Raw genomic sequence first — 20,006 nt, 5'->3', positions numbered from 1 at the left:
GGTGTTGTTAAAGGAGTTATCATATGGAAAAAGGAAATATATTTGAAAAAGAAGAGATAAAGGCATTAATAATATTTTTAAGCTTATTCTTCGTTATATTTTTTGCGTATGATTTTGCTGAAAAAGTTATTGTCCTTTTATCAGATAAAAATCAAAAACTAGCAGATGCTTTTGGAGAAGGATTAGGTTTATGGCTATATAGTTTGATGGTTGGATTATTCTTTATAGGACTTTATTTTATGAAATGGAAAAAGCCGTATATTGTGAAGTATATTATTTTAATTGGCTATAATATATTGGATTTTATTAATAACTTCATTATTTATTACGGAAGTGATGCGGAATTTGATGGCGGGAATATAGTAGAAGGATTCTTTATTTTATTTGCACCGATATTTGTGAATAAGAGGTACTTTTGGTTAGTTGCCGGAACTATTGTTGGAAAATATGCACTTATGGGATTCGTTGTTCAATCCTTTATCGTTCTTATCCCAATAGCATTATATAGCGTGTTTGTTATTATATGTTGGATTATATTTTTAAGATTCCAATCTTACGTTCGTACACTTGAAATGATGGATAAAGAAATACAAAATGTAGAAAAATTAGCGATGGTTGGAAAAATGGCGACAGTAATTGGTGATAAGATTAGACGACCGTTAGAAAAATTGAAAAAACTTGTGAATAAGCAAGCGAAAAAATATCCAGAAGATAAGATTTATAGTGAAATTATGAGACAGGAAGTAGAGCGAATTTATACAATTGCTACAGAACTAAATGGGTTTGAGAAATCTAAATCGGTAGAATCCGAAACTCATAATATTAAAGAAATCATCTCTTATGTTATCAGGGTTATGGAAAAGCCAGCTTTAGAACAAGGGATAAAAATGCATGCTATTTATAGTAAAGATATACCATCAATTACATGTGAGGAAAAACGATTGAAACAAGTATTTTTTAATTTAATAAAAAATGCGATTGAAGCAATGTCAGTTGGCGGAACTATTACTGTAAAAGTTATAGTGGAAGATGTGATCATTGTTCAAATTATAGATGAGGGATGCGGCATTCCGAAAGATAAAATTCCGAAGCTAAATGAAGCTTTTTACACAACGAAAGAAACTGGAACAGGCTTAGGATTAGTAGTTACGGAAAAAATTATTAAAGATCACCACGGTAAATTGAACTTTGAAAGTGAAGTTGGAGTTGGAACGACTGTTGAGATTATGTTACCGATTTAATTATAGTGTAAGAGATAAATAGAAAACATCACTTAATCAAAAGTGATGTTTTTTAATTTATTTTGCGTTAAGATCCAATTGGTTCAACCAATAATCAGTAGGGAAGGGATCCCCCTACTGATTAAAGCTTTTTCTATAGAGTACAGTTTAAATAGAGGTAATTAGAAAAATAGAGTATATAGCACTGTCAGTAATCCCAGGGCTAATATAAAGGCATAATGCGTCTCCTCTTGAAACTGGATTTCCAGTTGTTGTACTAGTCCAAATAACAGTGGCAGGTCCTGGTAAAGGGGTAGGGTCATACACTTGAACTAGCTGTGATCCAACGTCTGAAGGAGTAATAGTAAATGTGATTGTTCCAGTGATTTTAGCCGCAGTGGTAAAAGTAATAGTAGATATAACGTGATTAGAGGTAGGGGAGGAAAGGTTTGTTGGGACATTAGTGCAGATTTGAATTGTATAAACTTCTATAGGCAAATTATTTACATTTATAGATGCAGAAAAACCAGCTATATTTCCAGATCCAGCAATTACATAAGGAATAATATTGGAATCAACTGCTGGAGCACCTGCTATACGTTGAAACTCAGCGTTAGTTCCTTGGAAAAGGATGCTTTTTGCTGAACTGCTACCGGTGTGCCCAGTGATTCCGGTAGGTCCAGTAATACCAGTGGGTCCAATGCTGCCAGTAGGCCCCGTGTTTCCGGTAGAACCAATAGGTCCAATAGGTCCGATAGAACCAGTAGAACCGGTAGAACCAGTAGAACCGGTAGAACCAGTAGCTCCAGTAGAACCGGTAGAACCAGTAGCTCCGGTAGAACCAGTAGCTCCAGTAGAACCGGTGTTTCCGGTAGAACCAATAGGTCCGATAGAACCAGTAGGACCAGTAGCTCCGATAGAACCAGTAGCTCCAGTAGCCCCGGTAGGTCCGGTAGGTCCGGTAGAACCAGTAGCCCCGGTAGGTCCGGTAGAACCAGTAGCCCCGGTAGGTCCGGTAGATCCGGTAGCCCCGGTAGAGCCAGTAGCCCCGGTAGGTCCGGTAGAACCAGTAGATCCGGTAGGACCACCTTCTACCAATAAGATATAATCTTGAGACACATTCGGAAATCCTTGAGGTGCATCTTTTTTTACAACATAGCCGCTACTCGTGTAAGTGACAACTTGTCCCGTTTTATAGTTAGGAGCGGCTGCTAGACTAAAAGCGGTAGTACTTTGCAAACCGGACCCGGTAGGCCCGGCATTGCCAGTAGGTCCAGTAGCACCAGTGGGTCCTGTAGCGCCAGTAGGTCCAGTACTGCCGATAGAACCGCTGTTGCGTCTACCGTCACAATTAAAGCAATTGCGTTGGTACATATATTATCTCCTTTCTATATTTTTGAAAATATAGTTTTAAAAGTAGAACTACTATATATATATTGTAGATTCTATATTTTTGTGTGGTCGATCGTATTGTGTATATAGATTTTAAAAATAGGGGAGGTATTATTAGTTTTATAACCACCAGGTCTCCTGCGGAATCAAAGTAACATCTACATCAAAATTCTCTTTAAACCAATCATACATCAATGTCTCTTTCACTAAATATTCAGAGGCAGAGTGTGACACACCGATGAGTGACATATTTGTTTTTTTCGCATAATCCATAATGAGTGAGTATTTATGCCTACCATAATCATTGTCGATATGGCAATGGATTTCTCCTGTAATAAATGATTAAGTTATTGTTCTATTTCTTTTAAGGCTGGCATGGTTGGTAATCCTCCTTAAGATAGTTCTTACTTTGTTAGTTGTTTTTGTTTTTTTATGGAAAAATAAGAAGCGGATAGGAAACAAATAAAACCTAGAATCCAGCCAATAGAAGGAGAATAGGGAAGTATATGTTGTAATACCATTCCGCTAGAAATAAAAAAGCTACCTAATAGACCTAAGAAAATGAGATATCGCTGTAGTTTGAACATCAGTGATACAACCTCCTTTATCACGCATTAACTACTCGTAAAAGCCTGATTGGCGAGGGCTAATAATCAGAGGGGGATGGATACCTCCCTGATTAAAGTTTCACTTTATCACATATATTTTATGGTAGTCTTAATTTTCTGTATATAAGATTCAAGAAAAATGGTGGTACAATATATAAATGATACGAGAAGAGAGGATGTAGGTTAACACATGTACGTTACTGTAACAGAGGCAGCATATAAAAAGATTATGAATACGATTCCAAGTGAAACGAAATATATAAAGTTATTTTATGATAATGAAGGTTGCGGTTGTGTTATGAGCGGGATTATTGATTTAGTAGCCGTTTCAGAGAAAGATGAGCGCGATGTAGATATCGAATCAAGCGTACTAAACTTTATTGCAGATCGCACAAAGCTTGTATTTATGGATGATAAATTAACAGTTGATTGGCATGAAGTTGGAGGGACTTTCCAGTTGAAGAGCCCAAGCCAGTTTTATAATCCGAATATGAAGTTACATGTTCGATTATAATGAAGAGAGAAGGAGTATATAATATGCTCCTTTTTCTTATGGATTTTTTCACATAATGAAATGTACATATAGTTGAATTTTCTGTATAATTCTCTTTGCGGAGGGGGTTGCGCATGAAAAGATGGGGAATTGAGTTATTAATTTTAAGTGTCGTTATTATTTGGGGGATTAACTATACGATTGCGAAATATGGACTTTTAGAATTTACAGCAATAGAGTTTACTGCAGTTCGAATGATGACAGCAGCACCACTACTGTTATTACTTACGTTCTTTATCGAAAAGTCACTTTATATGGAGCGAAAAGATATACCAAGATTAATCATCGTTAGCGTTGTAGGTATTGTACTGTATCAAACGTTATTTATGGAAACTGTAAAATACACATCCGCTACAAATGCTTCTTTACTCATATCTATTTCACCTATTTTTACAACTGTATTTGCGATTTTCTTGAAACAAGAAAAATTTTCTTCTCGAAAGTTAGTTGGTTCCATGATTGCCTTTATTGGTGCTACATTAGTTTTAGTAGCGGGGCATTCACTCGCTAGTTCTTTCTACGGAAATGGGATTGGACTTATTACATCAATATGTTGGGGACTTTATCCCGTTTTAGCAGGGCCGCTTATTAAAAAATACTCAGCATTACGTGTTACTGCATGGTCGACATTAGTTGGAGCGATTCCGCTCTTATTGTTAAGTGGTCCACATGTATTTGTCATGCCATTTCACATTACACACGGAATGACACTATTTGCTTTATTATATTCTATTTTCTTTGTAACAGTATTCGGTTTAGTCATGTGGTATGTTGGTGTTCAAAAAATTGGTGCGTCACATACGATGGTATATATGTATATTACGCCGCTTGTAGCTGTTTTATTTGCAGCTGTATGGGCAAATGAATATGTATCGTTTCAACAAATAATCGGTGGAATCATCATTTTCTTCGGTCTATGGTTTGTGAAATCAGAGAAAGTAGAAGCTAATTCTATCGTGCAAGAACCTATATCAAAATAGGAAAACAGATCACCTATGATCTGCTTTCCTATTTTTTTATTTTTGGTAAAAATACGAGGAATAAAATGGCAGTAATAAGTGGGATTAAATTAAGAAAAGGAATGCGGAAGAGTGTAATTAGAATAATACCTGGAAGAAGAACACCGAGGACAGCATAGAAAATACTATGTTTTTTCGTGTACCAATACAAGGAAAGTCCAATAAGTGCAGGAACAATGAGATGAATGAGAGCCATTAAAAAATAAATCATTAGACGCCCCCTTTATTTATGTGCTTATTACATCATATCCGTATGTTCATAGATTGATATCAATTTTTTCATAATTGGACGAAAATGTTTTGAAAAACGTCACATTTATGAGGGATTCTATATTAGAAATCTTGTATAATATTATTTCCTAAAAGCATTTTAACAACATAAACATACCGTTTATGTTGTTTTTAATTTGAATGAAATAGATTTTAAGTAGTATGGACTCAAAAGAAATGAGTTATACAGCTTTTGTTGGATAAATAGAAAAAACATTGAAGGGGAGTACAGCATGATTAGTTTGTCATTAAAATCGTTTAAAATTCAATCGTATTATCTACTAGGTATTCTGTTATTAGGCTGGATGTTAACACCGTTTTCAGCACATTTTCTAGGTGCAGGAATTGGACTTATTGTAAGCATGTATTGTGTTTGGATTTTAGGAAGGCGTATCGAAAAGCTTGGAGATAGTATAGTAAAGAAGACGAAAGCGCCGACGCTTGGTATGTTTAATCGCTTTGCAGCTGCAATTTTGGGTGCTATTATCATGTACGAAATTGAGCATCATATGGTAATGTGGGCATTTGCAGTAGGTATTCTGGGTGGTTATTTCTTAATCGTTATTAATTTAGGGTATTATAGTATGAAGGATGAGGAAGAATTAACGAAGGGCTGAAAAAGATAAAAAGATGAAAAGCCTCTTTTTAGATGGAATAGAGGATCCGGCGATGGATAGTACAACAGGAAGCGTAACTTTGTATAAAATATAGGTTTCCGCTTCCAATAAGTTAATATGAAATCACTTAGTAGTATGACTCTTAGGTTCTTTAAAAAAGTTGGATACAATACAACAAACTATTCCGGTAATTAGAATAATGTATTTTATCGTTTCACTTGTATGCTCAAATAAATTAACGTTAAGCATCACAAGTCCCCAAAACATTTGAATCGCTCCATAACTGAATAAAATTTTTCCTGTACGAGAAAAATTTTTCATGGGCCTCACCCTTTCCTTTATATGTAAATTATATCATAGGAAACTACAAACGAATGATTATAAAATGGATTTTCTGTAAATTTATAGGTGTTGGTATGCAATAGATGAAGAGATTAAAGTTTCACTTTATATAAGATATAGAAAGAAGCTTATGTTTTTAACGTAAGCTTCTTTTTTATGTAAGTGTGTGTAACCGTTAAGCCGCATTGGGTTTTGTCGGTGAGTACGCGGAACTTTACGGTTACACGACACTTATTCATATGAGTAAAAGGGTTATTCCAACAGAAAATTTGTAATTAAGCGATTGGACCGCCTAAGTTAATAATAGCTTCAGAAACGCTATCGAATTTTTTGAAGTTTTCTTTAAATTCGTTTGCAAGCTCAATTGCTTTCACTTTGTAAGCATCTTTATCAGCCCAAGTTTGTTCAGGCATTAATACTTCATCAGGTACACCTGGAACATGACGAGGTACTTCAAGGCCAAAGATGTCGTGTTTTGCAGTTTCAGCTTTAGCAAGTTCACCGCTTAGTGCTGCTTGAATCATTGCACGAGTGTAACCTAAGTTCATACGTTTACCAACGCCGTATTCGCCACCAGTCCAGCCAGTGTTTACTAAGAATACTTTCGCATCATGTTTCTCGATTTTTTCACCAAGCATTTCAGCATAACGAGATGCATCAAGCGGTAAGAACGGTGAACCGAAGCAAGTAGAGAATGTAGCTTGCGGAGATGTAACACCGCGCTCTGTTCCTGCTAGCTTACTAGTGTAACCGCTTAAGAAATGGTACATAGCTTGTTCTTTTGATAACTTACTGATTGGAGGCAATACGCCAGATGCATCAGCAGTTAAGAAAATAATTGTATTTGGATGTCCTGCAACACTTGGCAGTACGATATTGTCAATCGCATGCATAGGGTATGCAGCACGTGTATTTTCTGTTAAAGTAGTATCGTTATAGTCAGCGATGCGTGTTTGACCATCAATGACAACGTTTTCTAAAACTGAACCAAATTTGATTGCATCGAAGATTTGTGGTTCTTTCTCATGAGAAAGGTTTACACATTTTGCATAGCAACCGCCTTCAATATTGAATACGCCGTTATCAGACCAACCGTGCTCATCGTCACCGATTAATTTACGGTTTGGATCAGCAGATAATGTTGTTTTGCCTGTTCCAGATAAACCGAAGAATAGTGCTACGTCGCCTTCTTCGCCTACGTTTGAAGAGCAGTGCATAGAAAGAATGTCTTGTTCAGGTAGTAAGAAGTTCATAATAGAGAAGATTGATTTTTTCATCTCTCCAGCGTATTCTGTACCACCGATTAGTACGATACGTTTTTCGAATGAAACCATAATAAATGCTTCAGAATTTGTACCGTCAATTGCTGGATCTGCTTTGAAGTTTGGTGCAGAAACAATTGTGAACTCTGATTCGTGAGTTGCTAATTCTTCTTCATTTGGACGAATAAATAATTGATGTACGAACAAATTATGCCATGCATATTCGTTAACAACTTGAATTGGTAGGCGATAGTTGCGATCAGCGCCAGCAAATCCTTTGAAGATGAATAACTCTTCTTTTTCTTTTAAGTATTCTAAAACTTTTATATATAATTTATTAAAATGTTCTTCAGAGATCGGTTGGTTCACGGCTCCCCAAGCAATTTTGTCAGCAACCGATGCTTCCTTCACAATAAATTTATCCTTAGGAGAACGTCCTGTGTATTTTCCTGTTGAAGCAGAAACGGCACCAGTAGAAGTTAATTTCCCTTCGTTTCGCATTAATACTTTTTCCACTAATTGCGGAACACTTAATTGAATCTGTGCATTGCTTCCGTTCAATAATTCATGTAAACCAATTTGGACATTCACAGTACTCATATTTATATACCATCCTTTTCATTTAATGAAATATTTCTCGTAATCCCCATCAATAGTATAACACAATTATATAAATAATGTATACTATTTATTTATTTTTGTTTGTGTGAATGTATCATTTCCCTATTAATATTTCATTCTATGGGTATTGAGAAAAACTTTCAGGAAAATGTGAATATTAATTGACAAATGAATATCATTTCTTTAGTATAGGTTGGGACGGATACTCTCTTATCCCGAGCTGGCGGAGGGACAGGCCCGATGAAGCCCAGCAACCTCATTTGTAGTGGTAAATACAGGTGAATAGGTGCTAAAACCTGTGCGAGGCTAACGGTCTCGAACGATAAGAGCAAAGGGCAAAAAGCAGTATGCAAGTAGCAAATTAAACCTTTCCTCTATGTTAAGTAGGAAAGGTTTTTCTGTATGCTTGTGTGGGAGAATAAATGTATGTCGCAGTTTGTGGCAAATTAAGGATGAGTTCCGTACAATATATACAATTACTGTAGGGAGGTTTACCACATGACAAAAAAACGTCATCTGTTCACATCTGAGTCTGTAACTGAAGGACATCCAGATAAAATTTGTGACCAAATTTCTGATTCAATTTTAGATGCGATCTTAGCAAAGGACGCAAATGCACGTGTAGCTTGTGAAACAACTGTAACAACTGGTTTAGTATTGGTAGCGGGGGAAATTACGACTTCTACTTACGTAGATATTCCAAAAATCGTTCGTGAAACAATTCAAGGCATTGGTTACACACGCGCAAAATACGGATTCGATGCAGAAACTTGTGCAGTTTTAACATCTATCGATGAGCAATCTGCTGACATCGCTATGGGTGTTGACCAAGCACTAGAAGCACGCGAAGGTCAAATGACTGACGCTGAGATTGAGGCAATTGGTGCGGGAGACCAAGGTTTAATGTTTGGCTTCGCATGTAATGAAACACAAGAATTAATGCCACTTCCAATCTCGCTTGCTCACAAATTAGCTCGTCGTTTAACTGAAGTACGTAAAGATGACACATTATCATACTTACGTCCGGATGGAAAAACGCAAGTTACAGTTGAGTATGATGAAAATGGTAAACCTGTACGTGTGGATACAATTGTAATTTCTACACAACATCATCCAGATGTTACGTGGGAAGAAATCGATCGCGATTTAAAAGAGCACGTAATTAAAGCTGTAGTTCCAGCAGAATTAATGGATGGAGAAACGAAATTCTTCATTAACCCAACTGGCCGCTTCGTAATTGGTGGACCACAAGGTGATGCTGGTTTAACAGGACGTAAAATCATCGTTGATACTTACGGTGGATACGCTCGCCATGGCGGTGGTGCATTCTCTGGTAAAGATGCAACGAAAGTTGACCGTTCTGCAGCATATGCAGCTCGTTATGTTGCGAAAAACATCGTAGCAGCTGGTCTTGCTGACAAAGCAGAAGTACAACTTGCATACGCAATTGGCGTAGCACAACCAGTATCAATTTCAGTTGATACATTAGGCACTGGTAAAGTATCTGAAGACGTATTAGTAGAACTAGTTCGTAACAACTTCGATCTTCGCCCAGCTGGTATTATTAAAATGCTAGACTTACGTCGCCCAATTTACAAACAAACAGCAGCTTACGGCCACTTCGGACGTACTGATGTAGATCTTACATGGGAACGTACAGACAAAGCAGCTACTTTAAAAGAGCAAGCTGGTCTATAATATATGAAAAAAAGCTTTGCGCTGTGTGTGCAAAGCTTTTTTTATTTGGTTTTATCCCGTAAAAGCCCGATTAGTTTAACTAATAATCAGTGGGGAAGAACAAAATCCCCACTGATTAAAGTTTCACTTTATTTACTACTTGAATGCAAGAACTACAATAAACTTCCCCGTCTAGCTCAATATACTTCTTCATATTTGTCATACCACTTGCCGGAAATGGCATATGAATCCACGCTTTTTCATACGTTTGTATTTCCTTTTCACATGATTTACAAAGGATTGGTTTCTTACGGAACATAGACGGTCACCCTTTCAGTTGGCGTGCTTTTCCTGCGCAAAAAGCACTGCTCAGTAAAAATAGCGTTGCGAATATAATACTCACTAATGTAGCGTATGGAATTGCTCCTTTTAGAGAAAAACCGACAGTGATGGAAGCAACAAATAAGAGGATGAATGTTGTTGTTAATTTTTTGTATAGTTCCATAGTGAGTGAACCTCCAAATTATTTTGTAATTTAAAATGAAATCTACTATGTAGAAAATATAAGGGGATTTAAAGAGTAGCTAATGGTGTGTAGTCCAGGCGTATAAGAAAGTATATTTTCCTTTTTGTGGTCGTATATACTTATATTGTATCACGGTGCATCATTGGCTTCATACATAATTGTGTAAAGATATGTATGATAAAATGAAGAAAAGTCTTTAGGAAAGGAAAGATGAAAAATGAGTGTAACTGAACATAAAAAACAAGCTCCAAAAGAAGTGCGCTGCAAAATCGTGACGATTTCCGATACACGTACGGAAGAGACGGATAAGAGCGGACAACTATTACATGAATTATTAAAAGAAGCAGGACATAAAGTGACCTCTTATGAAATTGTGAAAGATGATAAAGAAAGTATCCAGCAAGCAGTGTTAGCAGGTTATCATAGGGAAGATGTTGATGTCGTGTTAACGAATGGCGGAACTGGTATTACGAAACGTGATGTAACGATTGAGGCAGTGTCAGTGTTATTAGATAAAGAAATTGTTGGATTTGGTGAGTTGTTCCGTATGATAAGTTACTTAGAAGATATCGGAAGCGCTGCGATGTTAAGTAGAGCAATCGGCGGTACAATCGGGCGTAAAGTTGTCTTTTCGATGCCAGGGTCTAGCGGAGCGGTTCGTCTTGCGATGAACAAGTTAATTTTACCGGAATTAGGTCATATTACATTTGAGTTGCATCGTCAATGAAAATTGCAGGAATTGTATTAGCTGGCGGACAGTCTAGTCGTTTCGGAGAACCGAAAGCATTGGCGATTTGGAAGGGAACTACTTTTGTTGAGCATATTGTGCAAGTAATGGAAAGTATTTTGCAAGATGTTGTTGTTATTAGTCATACTGATATAAAAGAGAGAGTAGAGCAATTAGTACAAGTTCCAGTTATAGAAGATATGTCGCACTATAAAGGAAATGGGCCACTTGCTGGAATAGTGTCAGGAATGGAATACATAGATTCAGATTGGTATATTATCATGCCTTGTGATGCACCGAACGTTTCAAATGAATGGATTACCATTTTATTAGAGCAAACGAGCAATGAATATGATGCGGTTGTACCTATTATTAATGGAAGAAAACAACCGTTACTTGCAGCGTATAATAACCGCTTGAAAGAAAAGATTTATGCTTTGCTTCAAGAAGAAAAAAGAAGTATGGGCCAGCTTTTATCACAATGTAATGTGAAATATATTGCTGGTGAAGATGTACAAGCGAATGTAGATTGGTTTATAAATGTGAATACGAAAGAAGAATATGTACAGGCTCAAAAAGACCTTTCAAATGAATGAAAGGTTTTTTTGATATACAGAAATTGGGGAACAATTACTGTATAAAGGTATGTGAGTAAGTTGATTTTAAGGGGAATCTCTTAAAATCATCATACAGTAAAAATACTGTATAACCATATATTAATTTTTATGGGTTTTTATTACAAGTCTGTTTAGTTATGTGTTTTTTTGTTATAATGAATATAAGAATAATATGATACTTCACCTTATGTATCATTTATTAAACTAAAATTTCCAGTTATGTAAAAAACCCTCTTCATGTTATGAAGAGGGTTTTTCTGTTTAAGCGAGTAATTCTGATGCAGTGTTCTGAAGGACTACTTCATATTGGTCAAGTAAGCCAAGAAAGATCTCATCCCAGCTTTGTGTTTTAGCATAAGACGAAGCTGCTATGCCCATTTGCATAAGTTGATCTTCATTTTGCAATAAAGAATTGATGGAGGATAGAAAGGAATCTATATCTTTTGGTGGACAAAGAATTCCCGTTTTTCCATCTGTAATAATATTTTTAACCCCGCCACTATTCGCACCAATAACAGGTGTACCACATGCGAGTGACTCCAGCACGACGTTCCCAAATGTTTCAGTAGTAGATGGAAATACCATTAGATCGGAGGAAGCATAGACTTCAGCTAAATCTTTACCTTGTAAATATCCAGTAAAGGTTACATTTGTTTTTGGAACATTTTCATGCAGGCCCTTGGCAAGAGGTCCATCTCCAGCGATGAGCCAATGAATATCGTCACGTTCTTTGTTTGTCGTTTGAATAAGTGTTTGAAGAGTATCGATATCTTTTTCAGGAGCAAGGCGCCCGACGTAGGAAAGAATATATTTCGCTGTAATATTATATTTTTTTCGGAATAGGTCTTTATTGTAAGTTGGATGAAAGAGAGTACAATCTACACCACGTCCCCAAATATAGAGCTGTTGAAATCCTTTTTTCTTTAATTGATGTAATGTTTCAGGAGAAGGAACAAAGTTTTTTTGCATATGACTATGAAACCAGCTTAAATAGTTCCATAGCATATTGGAGAGAAATTCGATTTTGTAATAACGTAAATAGGCGTCAAAATCAGTATGATAAGAACCGACAACTGGGATATTTAGCTTTTTGGCATAATATAACCCACAAAGTCCCATATTGAAAGGCGTAGCGATGTGAATGATATCAGGTTTAAAGGCAAGAAGTTCCCGCTTAATGCGCGGAGTAGGAAAGGCAAAGCGACATTCTGGATATAATATTGTTAACGGGATACTTCTCATTTTGTTCACATTCGCTACGAAATTATCTTCTGCCGTATGCTGAGGGGCGAAAACAGAATAGGCGATATTTTCTTTTTGAAAATATTTAGTTAAACGTTCCAAAGTTTTCGCCACACCGTTGACTTGTGGTGTAAATGTATCGGTAAATATGGCGACTCTCATCATATCGCTCCTTTACATGAGTGGAATGAGTTGATAAAAAGAGATGATGCCAGAGCAAGTGCCAAGGCACATGCCTACAAATACATCTGACGGATAATGAAGCCCTAAATAAATACGGGAAATACCGACGCATAATGCTAACGGTAATAGAAAAGCAAGCAAGTTTGGATTATAGCAAATAAATGGAATGAGGACAGAGAAAACAGCCGTTGTATGTCCGGATGGAAAAGAATGATCTTTTAAAGGCTGTACTGGATATTTCGCATCTTGAATTGTTAAATAAGGGCGTTTTCGTGGATACCATCTTTTTAATATTTGCACAGGAATATGGCTAATTGTTAAAGAAATAGCAGTTGCAATTGCAGCTTGATGCAAATTCCCTGTTGCGAAAATTAAAAAGAATAGGGTAAGTGCAATGGAAAAACTTGCACCACCGATATGGGTAATATTGCTGAAAAAGATGTTTAATGTTTTTTGATCAAAGTAGCGATTAATTCCTTTGAAGATGTAACATTCTATTTTATATAGTCCACTGACCTTCATGAGATTTTTCCTCCCTCATTTACATATATATGGAGTTATTAACTTCTATTTTAATAAGATTTTATTGAGGGGATAATAAGGTTTTGTAAAGAAAAAGTTAGATTTTTTCATAAAAAAAGCTGCCAGTCTTATGGCAGCGATAAAATCACTTTTGTAACGATTTATAATATTGTCCTTTTTCAACGTATTGTGTGCGGATACGTTCCATATCTTTACGGTCTTCTTCTGTTAATTCGCGAATGACCTTCGCAGGGCGACCGAAAGCTAACGTATTAGGAGGGATTTTCTTTCCTTGTGAAACGAGACTACCAGCACCGATGAAAGCTCCTTCACCAATTTCAGCGCCATCTAATATGATAGATCCCATTCCGATTAAAGCATCTTTTTCAATTTTGCAGCTATGTAAAATAACTTGATGCCCAACGGTAACGTCATCTTCTAAAATAAGAGGATACTGGGGGCTTTGGTGAAGTGTACATTGATCTTGTACATTTACTCTATTTCCAATTATCGTTGGTGATACATCACCGCGGATGACTGTATTAAACCAAATGCTAGATTCTTCGCCAATTGTCACATCGCCTGTAATGGTAACATAGTCAGCGATAAAAGCACTACTCGCAATTTTCGGATTTTTTTCTTTGTAAGGATATATCATGTAAAGCCTTCCTTTCCTAGAGACTAGTTTTAGTGTATCAAATTATGAAAAAGAGTGAAATGGGGGAGTTTCGTATGTGGAACTATGAAGCGGAGGAAGCGAAAGCCGTCATTATTATCGTGCATGGTGCCATGGAATATCACGGGCGTTATGAAGCAGTTGCAGAAATGTGGAATCATATCGGTTATCACGTCGTTATGGGCGATCTTCCAGCACACGGAACCACTTCAAGAAATAGAGGACATATCGACTCATTTGATGAATACATAAAGGAAATAAAGTTATGGGTGAAAGAAGCAAGGAAATATAGATTGCCTATTTTTTTATTTGGTCATAGTATGGGAGGACTTGTCGTTATTCGTATGATGCAAGAAACGAAAAGAGAGGACATAGATGGGATTGTACTAAGCTCACCTTGTTTAGGAGTATTAGCTGCACCTTCCGCTTCGCTTCGTGCTGCTTCAAAAATATTAAATGTCGTTGCTCCAAAATTGCAATTTGCAACAAATCTCACTGTAGAAATGTCAACTCGTAATCATGAAGTGAGGGATGCGATGGAGAATGATTCATTGTTCTTGCGTAAAGTATCAGTACGTTGGTATAGTGAATTGATTAAGTCTATCGAGATTGCTCATGAGAAAATAGATGATTTTCCAGATGTTCCGCTCTTGCTAATGCAGGCGTGTGAGGATAAACTTGTAGATAAAACACGTGTCCGTACATGGTTTGATAATGTTAAAATTAGTGATAAGGCATATAAGGAGTGGCCTAATTGTTATCATGAGTTATTAAATGAGTATGAGCGTGATGAAATTTTGAATTATATTCAGTCATTTACTGAAATACGTGTCAATAATATAGTAGAAACAAACAAATAAATTATTATTTGTACATTTAATAGAGGAGATGAAGGAAGAAGTGAACGTACCGAGTAATCCCATAACGCTCATGGCCAAAGTATACCGTGATGTGTTTCCGGTTGTACACCATGAGCTAGCGATGTGGAAAGAGCGTGCCTACCATATTCCGAATGACGAGCTTCATAGTCAAGCGATCGCAAGTATTGAAAATAAAACGTTTCATTGCGAGGGCGGTGGTATTTTAGCGCTACTAGCAAATGAACATCGTGAGGAATGTATTCGTTTTATCGTAGCTTATCAAACGATTAGCGACTATTTAGATAATTTATGTGATCGTAGTACATCACTTGACCCGAAAGACTTTGCGGCTCTTCATGAGTCGATGGTAATGGCATTAAGCCCTGAAGTTGAAGGGGGCGGTAACTATTATCGTTATCGTGATGATCAAGATGATGGTGGTTATTTAGATGAGCTTGTTGAAACATGTCAGGATGTTTTAAAGAAAACGAAGCATTATGATAAAATTGCTCCAATTCTTCATGAACTTGCTTGTTATTATTGTGATTTGCAAATTCATAAACACGTGAAGTTAGAAGAAAGAGAACCACGCTTAAAAACATGGTTTGAAGCGCATAAAGAAAATTTACCACCGATGAGTTGGTTTGAGTTTTCAGCATGTGCAGGTTCTACGCTTGGAATTTTCTGTCTTGTAGCATATGCATTTCATGATGAGTTACATGAAGAAGATATTGTGAAAATTAGACAAGGATACTTTCCTTACGTACAAGGACTTCACATTTTACTTGATTATTTCATCGATCAAGAAGAAGACCGTATCGGAGGAGATTTGAATTTCTGTAGTTATTATGAAAACGAGCAAGCTATATTAGATCGTATGAAACATTTTGTAGAAGAAGCAGAGAAGAGCATTGGTGATTTGCCTCATGCGAAGTTTCATCGTCTCATAAGCCGAGGATTACTTGGTATTTACTTATCAGACCAAAAAGTATCAGCGCAAAAGAATATGAACAAAATGGCACGGCGCATTGTAAAATACGGAGGGCTTACTTCACGATTCTTCTATTGGAACGGGAAGATGTACCGAAAGAAAATGGCGCAGTGATGAAGAGACCATCTCAAAAGGTATTTTGGGATGGTTTTTTCCTATTAATAGGTTGCTCCTATTATCGTATTTTGTAGTTAAGTCGATATAATTTCATGTGCTGTTGCAATTTTGCTCAATAATGAAAAAGGGACAGTCCAAAATTAGATTTTTTGGACTGTCCCTTTTTACTATGATCGTATTTTTGAAAATACATATATGAGAAGTTCAATCGCGAAAATAACTAAAACAGATAGTCCGAATAAAGGCATGACAGCGCCTAGTATAACCATCATGATAAAGAAAACGAATGTGCTTTTCTTATCTCTTTGCTTAGGAGGTGCTGCTAATTTTCCTTTCGGTTTTCTCGCTAACCACATTTTTACTCCGTAATAAATAAGAAGTAATAAAGATAACGTCGTTAGTAAGCATAATATTTTATTTGGCCATCCGAATAAATGTCCTTCGTGAAGCGGGATACCGTAAGTGAACCATTGTGCAAATAATCCATAATCACGATAGTCCGTTTTCGAAATGAGTTCTCCGCTATATTGATCAAAGTAAGCTGTTATTTCTTCATTTGGTGCCACATCCATACCCGTAATACCGGAACCGCTTGATTTCGAAACAGTGAATACACCTTTCGGATCGGTCGGTAGTGAGATAACGTATGGCTTCTTTATTTCAATTCCTTTTTGTAATTCATCAACTGAAATTGCTTTTGGTTCATTTGAGTTTGATTCCGGAGGAGCTTCTTTTCTTGTTGCCCAGGGTAATTCTTTTACCTTTGATTCAGGTGGTGCCATATACAATTTCGGATATCCGATTGATTCATTCGACGCTGCGATTTTATAAATTTGGTTACCCATAAATCCTGACCAAGGTAAACCTGATGCAACTAAAAGAACGAGAGGAATTGTAAATATAATACCGATAATAGAATGACGTCGTTTTGCCTTTTCTCGCTTATTGGATGCTGGTGTGTTTTTGAATTGGCGTATACTCATATACAACCCGGTTACAATTAAAAAGATTGTCCAGCACGCTGCAAGTTCTACAATATAATTGACGACAGTGCCACCGACTAAAAGGGAACTATGTAATTCACGCATTATATTGGCAAACGTTTCAGCTGCATTTTGATCCCCAACAATTTGATTATTGCTATCTAAATACACAAATTTTTGCTTTCCTGTATATTCATTAGCAATGGTAAGTCTCGTATTATAATCCCCATTAAACTCACTAATTTTCGTCACGCTATAATGCGGATATTTTTTCTCTGTTAAGAAAAGCGAATCAGACATCGAAATAGATTCTGTTTGGGCGCTCTTCCCGAAATATAAATCTTTATAGATGAAATCTTCAACTTCTTCCCGAAATAAATACCCAATTCCGCTCAGTGACAAAGTAATAAGAAGCGGCGTAATAAAAAGCCCGGCATAAAAATGCCAACGCCAAAAAATATAATGAAGCGAACGATTTTGTTTCATACGACAGTTCCCCTAACCTTCCCTATATGAATAAACTACTTATTTAATATAGCGAGATTAAGTGTGATTACTTTGAAAGAATTGTGAAAAAAGTTAAAAGTTTTGGTTGTTTTTATCAAGCATAAAACACATTTTAAAAAGGATGTGTTCTATGTTTATGAAGACTTTTTTATATTTGATGCATAGATCCTAACAACTGCTTTCGCAAGACATTGAGCGGAATCAACAAAGTCCTCACTCACCACCACATTCAAATCGGTACATGCGATAATAGCGGTATCTACTTCGTCTTTTAACTGTAAAACGAGCAGACTCCATAATTTACGAGCTTCCTCAATTTCTCCGCCTTTAATACAAGTAATAATTTGATTAATCATTTCTTGCCAGTGTTCATTATGAATGTACTCTATATTACGTTTTGTAATCCCGTCTTGGTAAATACCTGCTTGAACAGTCGCTTCTGTTGCAAGAAGAGCGACTCTTTTTGTATTTTCAGGAATTGCTTTTAACGTCTCATCGACTATATTCAAAATAGGAATGGTAATAGAACGCTGTAATTCCTGGAAATAAAGATGCGCTGTATTACATGGCATTGCGATGAAATCTACACCAGTACTTTCAAGTTTTTGCGCTCCTTCAATAATCGCTTTTTTCATCGCCGCATGATCAATAGGGCGATCCATATAAAACGGTGTTGGGCACGAATAAATCATCATATGAGGAAAGTCCATATCATGCTTTGCTCCATATATTGTTTGGCACTCTGCTACAACTGTATCGACGAATGGTCCGGTTGATTTTGGACCCATTCCTGCTAGTATTCCAATCATTGTTTAGTCCCCTTTAATATGTAATCAAAAACGTTTTCTGCGAACGAGAAACAGAAATAAAGTAAGTAATAAAAATGAATATACGATAGCCCAAGCTGTAAGCCATAGAGTATGAGTAAGTATATTATATTTGTATTGTCCAAGCATTATAAAGCTTTCGACAGGTGGTAAAAAACATAGTAACTCTTTTTTTAACCGGATTGAGGCAATCGTCATAAGTAATATAAATGTAAGACTAAGCCAAGCGGTGCTTGCTTTTTGAATAATATTTCTAGTAAATAATGTTGCGATTGAAATTCCTAGTATAGATAAAGACATGTGAGCGAGAAATCCGACTAGAAATAAAGAAGCTGTCATTTTTTCATTAAACATTTGCAAAATAATTGGATAGATTACGGATATAAAAGATAAAACAGTACAAATAAGAAGAGCCGTAATATATTTACCAACGTATAATGCCGAAATATTATTTGTATGTGAAATAGTGATTTGTTCTTGTACAGGATCTTCAGTATGAAAAATTGTGACTGTAATCCAGGCAGATAATAAATAAAGGGCGAGAGCTGTTTCTAAGTATGTCGGTACAATAGGAGTCGGTTTATATGTATATACAAAAAGTAAGCTCGCAAAGTACATCGCAATAGGAGGGACGTACTTATATGATTTTGTATAGTCGAGAAAATGGTACCGAATAAGCGCGAACATAATAAACCTTCTTTCGATTTAAAAGTTAGGTTGTAGCAGTGTGATAGATGCTTTTTTATGTAATAAAAACTGAAGCATTTCGTTTGTATATTCTTTTTCGATTTGTAATTGAATAAGGTTTTGATTTGAATTGTGTGCAACGTGTATAAATCCTAATTGTTTCCGTAGTTCTATCGTAGAAAATGTTTCGTGAACGATTGCTTCAATATAGACTTGTTCTGCTCCTTTTTGCACAGAGATATCTTCCGTGATTGTATGATTTGCTAACGTCACAATTCTATCGGCGAAGTTTTCTAGTAGTTGTTTTTCGTGACATGTGAAGAGTATAGATATGCCGTGTTGTTTTAATGAGAGTAAAATATGTTCTAGTTCTTGCTGAGAGTTAGGATCTAGCCCAGAAAGTGGTTCATCTAAAATTAATAAATGGACATCTGTAAGTAATGCTTGCAAGATGCCTGTTTTTTGTTTCATACCTTTTGAAAAGTTTCGTACAACGGAATGCCTTGCATGATGTAAATGAAAAGATTCAAGAAGCATCGGAATTTTATCTTTTAAATATTTTGTTGATAAACCGTGGATGTGGCCAAGATGATATAAATAATCCTCTAATGTAAAACGAATCCCTTCAGGAAAATGTTCAGGTACATAGCCAATTTGTATATGTTCTTTTCTTTGAAGTGTCCCTGTTGTAGGTGAAATAAATCCTGCAATTATTTTGAGTAGAGTACTTTTTCCAGTCCCGTTCCCGCCAATAATAGCGAGCGCTTCTCCTTCTGGAATGGATAAATCAATGTTGTCTAGTATAAGTGATTTGCCATACTTCTTTTGAATTCCCCTTAGTTCTACTAGCAAAGTTCTATCCTTCTTTCTTCAAATAGTGTATATATCCATTATATAGGAGAATAAGAAAAAGACGTGCAATGAGTGCATGTCTTTTTTTGTTATGTTTTGTCGAATCGT

At 36.3% G+C, this 20,006-nt stretch carries 23 protein-coding genes, 1 pseudogene and 1 riboswitch; of the genes and pseudogenes, 9 read left to right on the top strand and 15 right to left on the bottom strand.

The genetic code is table 11. The features are described 5' to 3' along the window. Positions 1-23 precede the first annotated feature (23 nt). The gene (locus tag MR066_RS26085) at positions 24-1,241 is read left to right on the top strand and encodes an ATP-binding protein (RefSeq protein ID WP_016102916.1); all 1,218 of its coding nucleotides are present in this window, start codon (positions 24-26) and stop codon (positions 1,239-1,241) included. A gap of 147 nt (positions 1,242-1,388) precedes the next feature. Here MR066_RS26085 and MR066_RS27510 read toward each other — a convergent pair whose 3' ends face one another. The 3 genes and pseudogenes from MR066_RS27510 to MR066_RS26065 all read right to left on the bottom strand — a co-directional run bounded on the left by MR066_RS27510 (position 1,389) and on the right by MR066_RS26065 (position 3,199). Further along, positions 1,389-2,594, bottom strand: coding sequence for a collagen-like domain-containing protein (locus MR066_RS27510; protein WP_472927096.1), 1,206 nt, complete (start codon positions 2,592-2,594; stop codon positions 1,389-1,391). Positions 2,595-2,732: 138 nt separating this feature from the next. Then, a pseudogene (locus MR066_RS26070) lies at positions 2,733-2,954 on the bottom strand (Nif3-like dinuclear metal center hexameric protein); the annotation flags it as partial. 62 nt (positions 2,955-3,016) lie between these two features. After that, positions 3,017-3,199 carry a hypothetical protein gene (locus tag MR066_RS26065; RefSeq protein ID WP_002034443.1) on the bottom strand — a complete coding sequence of 61 codons (183 nt, stop codon included), beginning with the start codon at positions 3,197-3,199 and terminating at the stop codon, positions 3,017-3,019. A gap of 211 nt (positions 3,200-3,410) precedes the next feature. On the opposite strand from MR066_RS26065, the gene MR066_RS26060 reads away from it, so the two are divergent. Next, a complete protein-coding gene (locus MR066_RS26060; RefSeq protein WP_061674603.1) occupies positions 3,411-3,734 on the top strand; it encodes an iron-sulfur cluster biosynthesis family protein in 324 nt (107 codons plus the stop codon). A 113-nt stretch (positions 3,735-3,847) separates the two neighbouring features. Continuing rightward, the gene (locus MR066_RS26055; protein ID WP_061688343.1) at positions 3,848-4,753 is read left to right on the top strand and encodes a DMT family transporter; all 906 of its coding nucleotides are present in this window, start codon (positions 3,848-3,850) and stop codon (positions 4,751-4,753) included. 28 nt (positions 4,754-4,781) lie between these two features. Here the strand turns inward: MR066_RS26055 and MR066_RS26050 are convergent, their stop codons facing one another. Next, positions 4,782-5,003, bottom strand: coding sequence for a hypothetical protein (locus MR066_RS26050; RefSeq protein WP_002034446.1), 222 nt, complete (start codon positions 5,001-5,003; stop codon positions 4,782-4,784). A gap of 292 nt (positions 5,004-5,295) precedes the next feature. Here MR066_RS26050 and MR066_RS26045 point away from each other — a divergent pair, with 292 nt between their 5' ends. Continuing rightward, the gene (locus MR066_RS26045; protein ID WP_088040287.1) at positions 5,296-5,679 is read left to right on the top strand and encodes an ATP synthase subunit I; all 384 of its coding nucleotides are present in this window, start codon (positions 5,296-5,298) and stop codon (positions 5,677-5,679) included. A gap of 123 nt (positions 5,680-5,802) precedes the next feature. Here the strand turns inward: MR066_RS26045 and MR066_RS26040 are convergent, their stop codons facing one another. Both MR066_RS26040 and pckA read right to left on the bottom strand, forming a co-directional pair. Next, positions 5,803-6,000 (bottom strand): hypothetical protein, encoded by a 198-nt coding sequence (locus MR066_RS26040; RefSeq protein ID WP_002089120.1) that lies wholly within the window; start codon positions 5,998-6,000, stop codon positions 5,803-5,805. A gap of 296 nt (positions 6,001-6,296) precedes the next feature. Continuing rightward, positions 6,297-7,883, bottom strand: a complete 1,587-nt coding sequence (pckA, locus tag MR066_RS26035; protein ID WP_002034448.1) for a phosphoenolpyruvate carboxykinase (ATP) — start codon at positions 7,881-7,883, stop codon at positions 6,297-6,299. A 228-nt stretch (positions 7,884-8,111) separates the two neighbouring features. Then, positions 8,112-8,233, top strand: a riboswitch (SAM riboswitch). A gap of 169 nt (positions 8,234-8,402) precedes the next feature. Between pckA and metK the strand changes: the two genes are divergently transcribed. Then, the gene (gene metK / locus MR066_RS26030; protein WP_002015707.1) at positions 8,403-9,602 is read left to right on the top strand and encodes a methionine adenosyltransferase; all 1,200 of its coding nucleotides are present in this window, start codon (positions 8,403-8,405) and stop codon (positions 9,600-9,602) included. Between the two features lie 115 nt (positions 9,603-9,717). Here the strand turns inward: metK and MR066_RS26025 are convergent, their stop codons facing one another. Together MR066_RS26025 and MR066_RS26020 are read right to left on the bottom strand one after the other, a co-directional pair. After that, positions 9,718-9,900 (bottom strand): hypothetical protein, encoded by a 183-nt coding sequence (locus MR066_RS26025; protein ID WP_002067721.1) that lies wholly within the window; start codon positions 9,898-9,900, stop codon positions 9,718-9,720. A gap of 6 nt (positions 9,901-9,906) precedes the next feature. Continuing rightward, the gene (locus MR066_RS26020) at positions 9,907-10,086 is read right to left on the bottom strand and encodes a hypothetical protein (RefSeq protein ID WP_002067722.1); all 180 of its coding nucleotides are present in this window, start codon (positions 10,084-10,086) and stop codon (positions 9,907-9,909) included. A gap of 238 nt (positions 10,087-10,324) precedes the next feature. On the opposite strand from MR066_RS26020, the gene MR066_RS26015 reads away from it, so the two are divergent. Beyond that, positions 10,325-10,834 carry a MogA/MoaB family molybdenum cofactor biosynthesis protein gene (locus MR066_RS26015; RefSeq protein ID WP_085312575.1) on the top strand — a complete coding sequence of 170 codons (510 nt, stop codon included), beginning with the start codon at positions 10,325-10,327 and terminating at the stop codon, positions 10,832-10,834. After that, positions 10,831-11,430, top strand: a complete 600-nt coding sequence (locus MR066_RS26010) for a molybdenum cofactor guanylyltransferase (protein WP_088040286.1) — start codon at positions 10,831-10,833, stop codon at positions 11,428-11,430. The genes MR066_RS26015 and MR066_RS26010 overlap by 4 nt, the downstream gene beginning before the upstream one ends. A gap of 282 nt (positions 11,431-11,712) precedes the next feature. Here MR066_RS26010 and MR066_RS26005 read toward each other — a convergent pair whose 3' ends face one another. From MR066_RS26005 to MR066_RS25995, 3 genes are all read right to left on the bottom strand, one after another. Next, on the bottom strand, positions 11,713-12,855 hold the full coding sequence (locus tag MR066_RS26005) for a glycosyltransferase family 4 protein (RefSeq protein ID WP_088040285.1): 1,143 nt from the start codon (positions 12,853-12,855) through the stop codon (positions 11,713-11,715). Positions 12,856-12,867: 12 nt separating this feature from the next. Further along, on the bottom strand, positions 12,868-13,398 hold the full coding sequence (locus MR066_RS26000; protein ID WP_002167520.1) for a phosphatase PAP2 family protein: 531 nt from the start codon (positions 13,396-13,398) through the stop codon (positions 12,868-12,870). A 145-nt stretch (positions 13,399-13,543) separates the two neighbouring features. Continuing rightward, entirely contained in the window at positions 13,544-14,056 is a 513-nt protein-coding gene (locus MR066_RS25995; RefSeq protein ID WP_002015678.1) for a gamma carbonic anhydrase, read from the bottom strand. A gap of 74 nt (positions 14,057-14,130) precedes the next feature. Between MR066_RS25995 and MR066_RS25990 the strand changes: the two genes are divergently transcribed. Beyond that, positions 14,131-14,934 carry an alpha/beta hydrolase gene (locus tag MR066_RS25990; protein WP_002089108.1) on the top strand — a complete coding sequence of 268 codons (804 nt, stop codon included), beginning with the start codon at positions 14,131-14,133 and terminating at the stop codon, positions 14,932-14,934. A gap of 40 nt (positions 14,935-14,974) precedes the next feature. After that, entirely contained in the window at positions 14,975-16,039 is a 1,065-nt protein-coding gene (locus MR066_RS25985) for a tetraprenyl-beta-curcumene synthase family protein (protein ID WP_002138728.1), read from the top strand. Between the two features lie 170 nt (positions 16,040-16,209). Here MR066_RS25985 and MR066_RS25980 read toward each other — a convergent pair whose 3' ends face one another. The 4 genes from MR066_RS25980 to MR066_RS25965 all read right to left on the bottom strand — a co-directional run bounded on the left by MR066_RS25980 (position 16,210) and on the right by MR066_RS25965 (position 19,898). After that, a complete protein-coding gene (locus MR066_RS25980) occupies positions 16,210-17,511 on the bottom strand; it encodes a PepSY-associated TM helix domain-containing protein (RefSeq protein ID WP_242248978.1) in 1,302 nt (433 codons plus the stop codon). A gap of 155 nt (positions 17,512-17,666) precedes the next feature. Continuing rightward, complete coding sequence (locus tag MR066_RS25975) at positions 17,667-18,341, bottom strand: aspartate/glutamate racemase family protein (RefSeq protein ID WP_242248976.1); 675 nt, start codon at positions 18,339-18,341, stop codon at positions 17,667-17,669. 24 nt (positions 18,342-18,365) lie between these two features. Continuing rightward, on the bottom strand, positions 18,366-19,046 hold the full coding sequence (locus MR066_RS25970) for an ABC transporter permease (RefSeq protein ID WP_242248974.1): 681 nt from the start codon (positions 19,044-19,046) through the stop codon (positions 18,366-18,368). Positions 19,047-19,064: 18 nt separating this feature from the next. After that, on the bottom strand, positions 19,065-19,898 hold the full coding sequence (locus tag MR066_RS25965) for an ABC transporter ATP-binding protein (protein ID WP_242248972.1): 834 nt from the start codon (positions 19,896-19,898) through the stop codon (positions 19,065-19,067). Positions 19,899-20,006 lie beyond the last annotated feature (108 nt).

The sequence above is a fragment of the Bacillus cereus group sp. BfR-BA-01523 genome (genome assembly GCF_022662615.1).
Lineage (GTDB): Bacteria > Bacillota > Bacilli > Bacillales > Bacillaceae_G > Bacillus_A > Bacillus_A mycoides.
The sequence above is the reverse complement of the archived record's forward strand: the minus strand, read 5'-3'. Positions and strand labels throughout refer to the sequence as shown.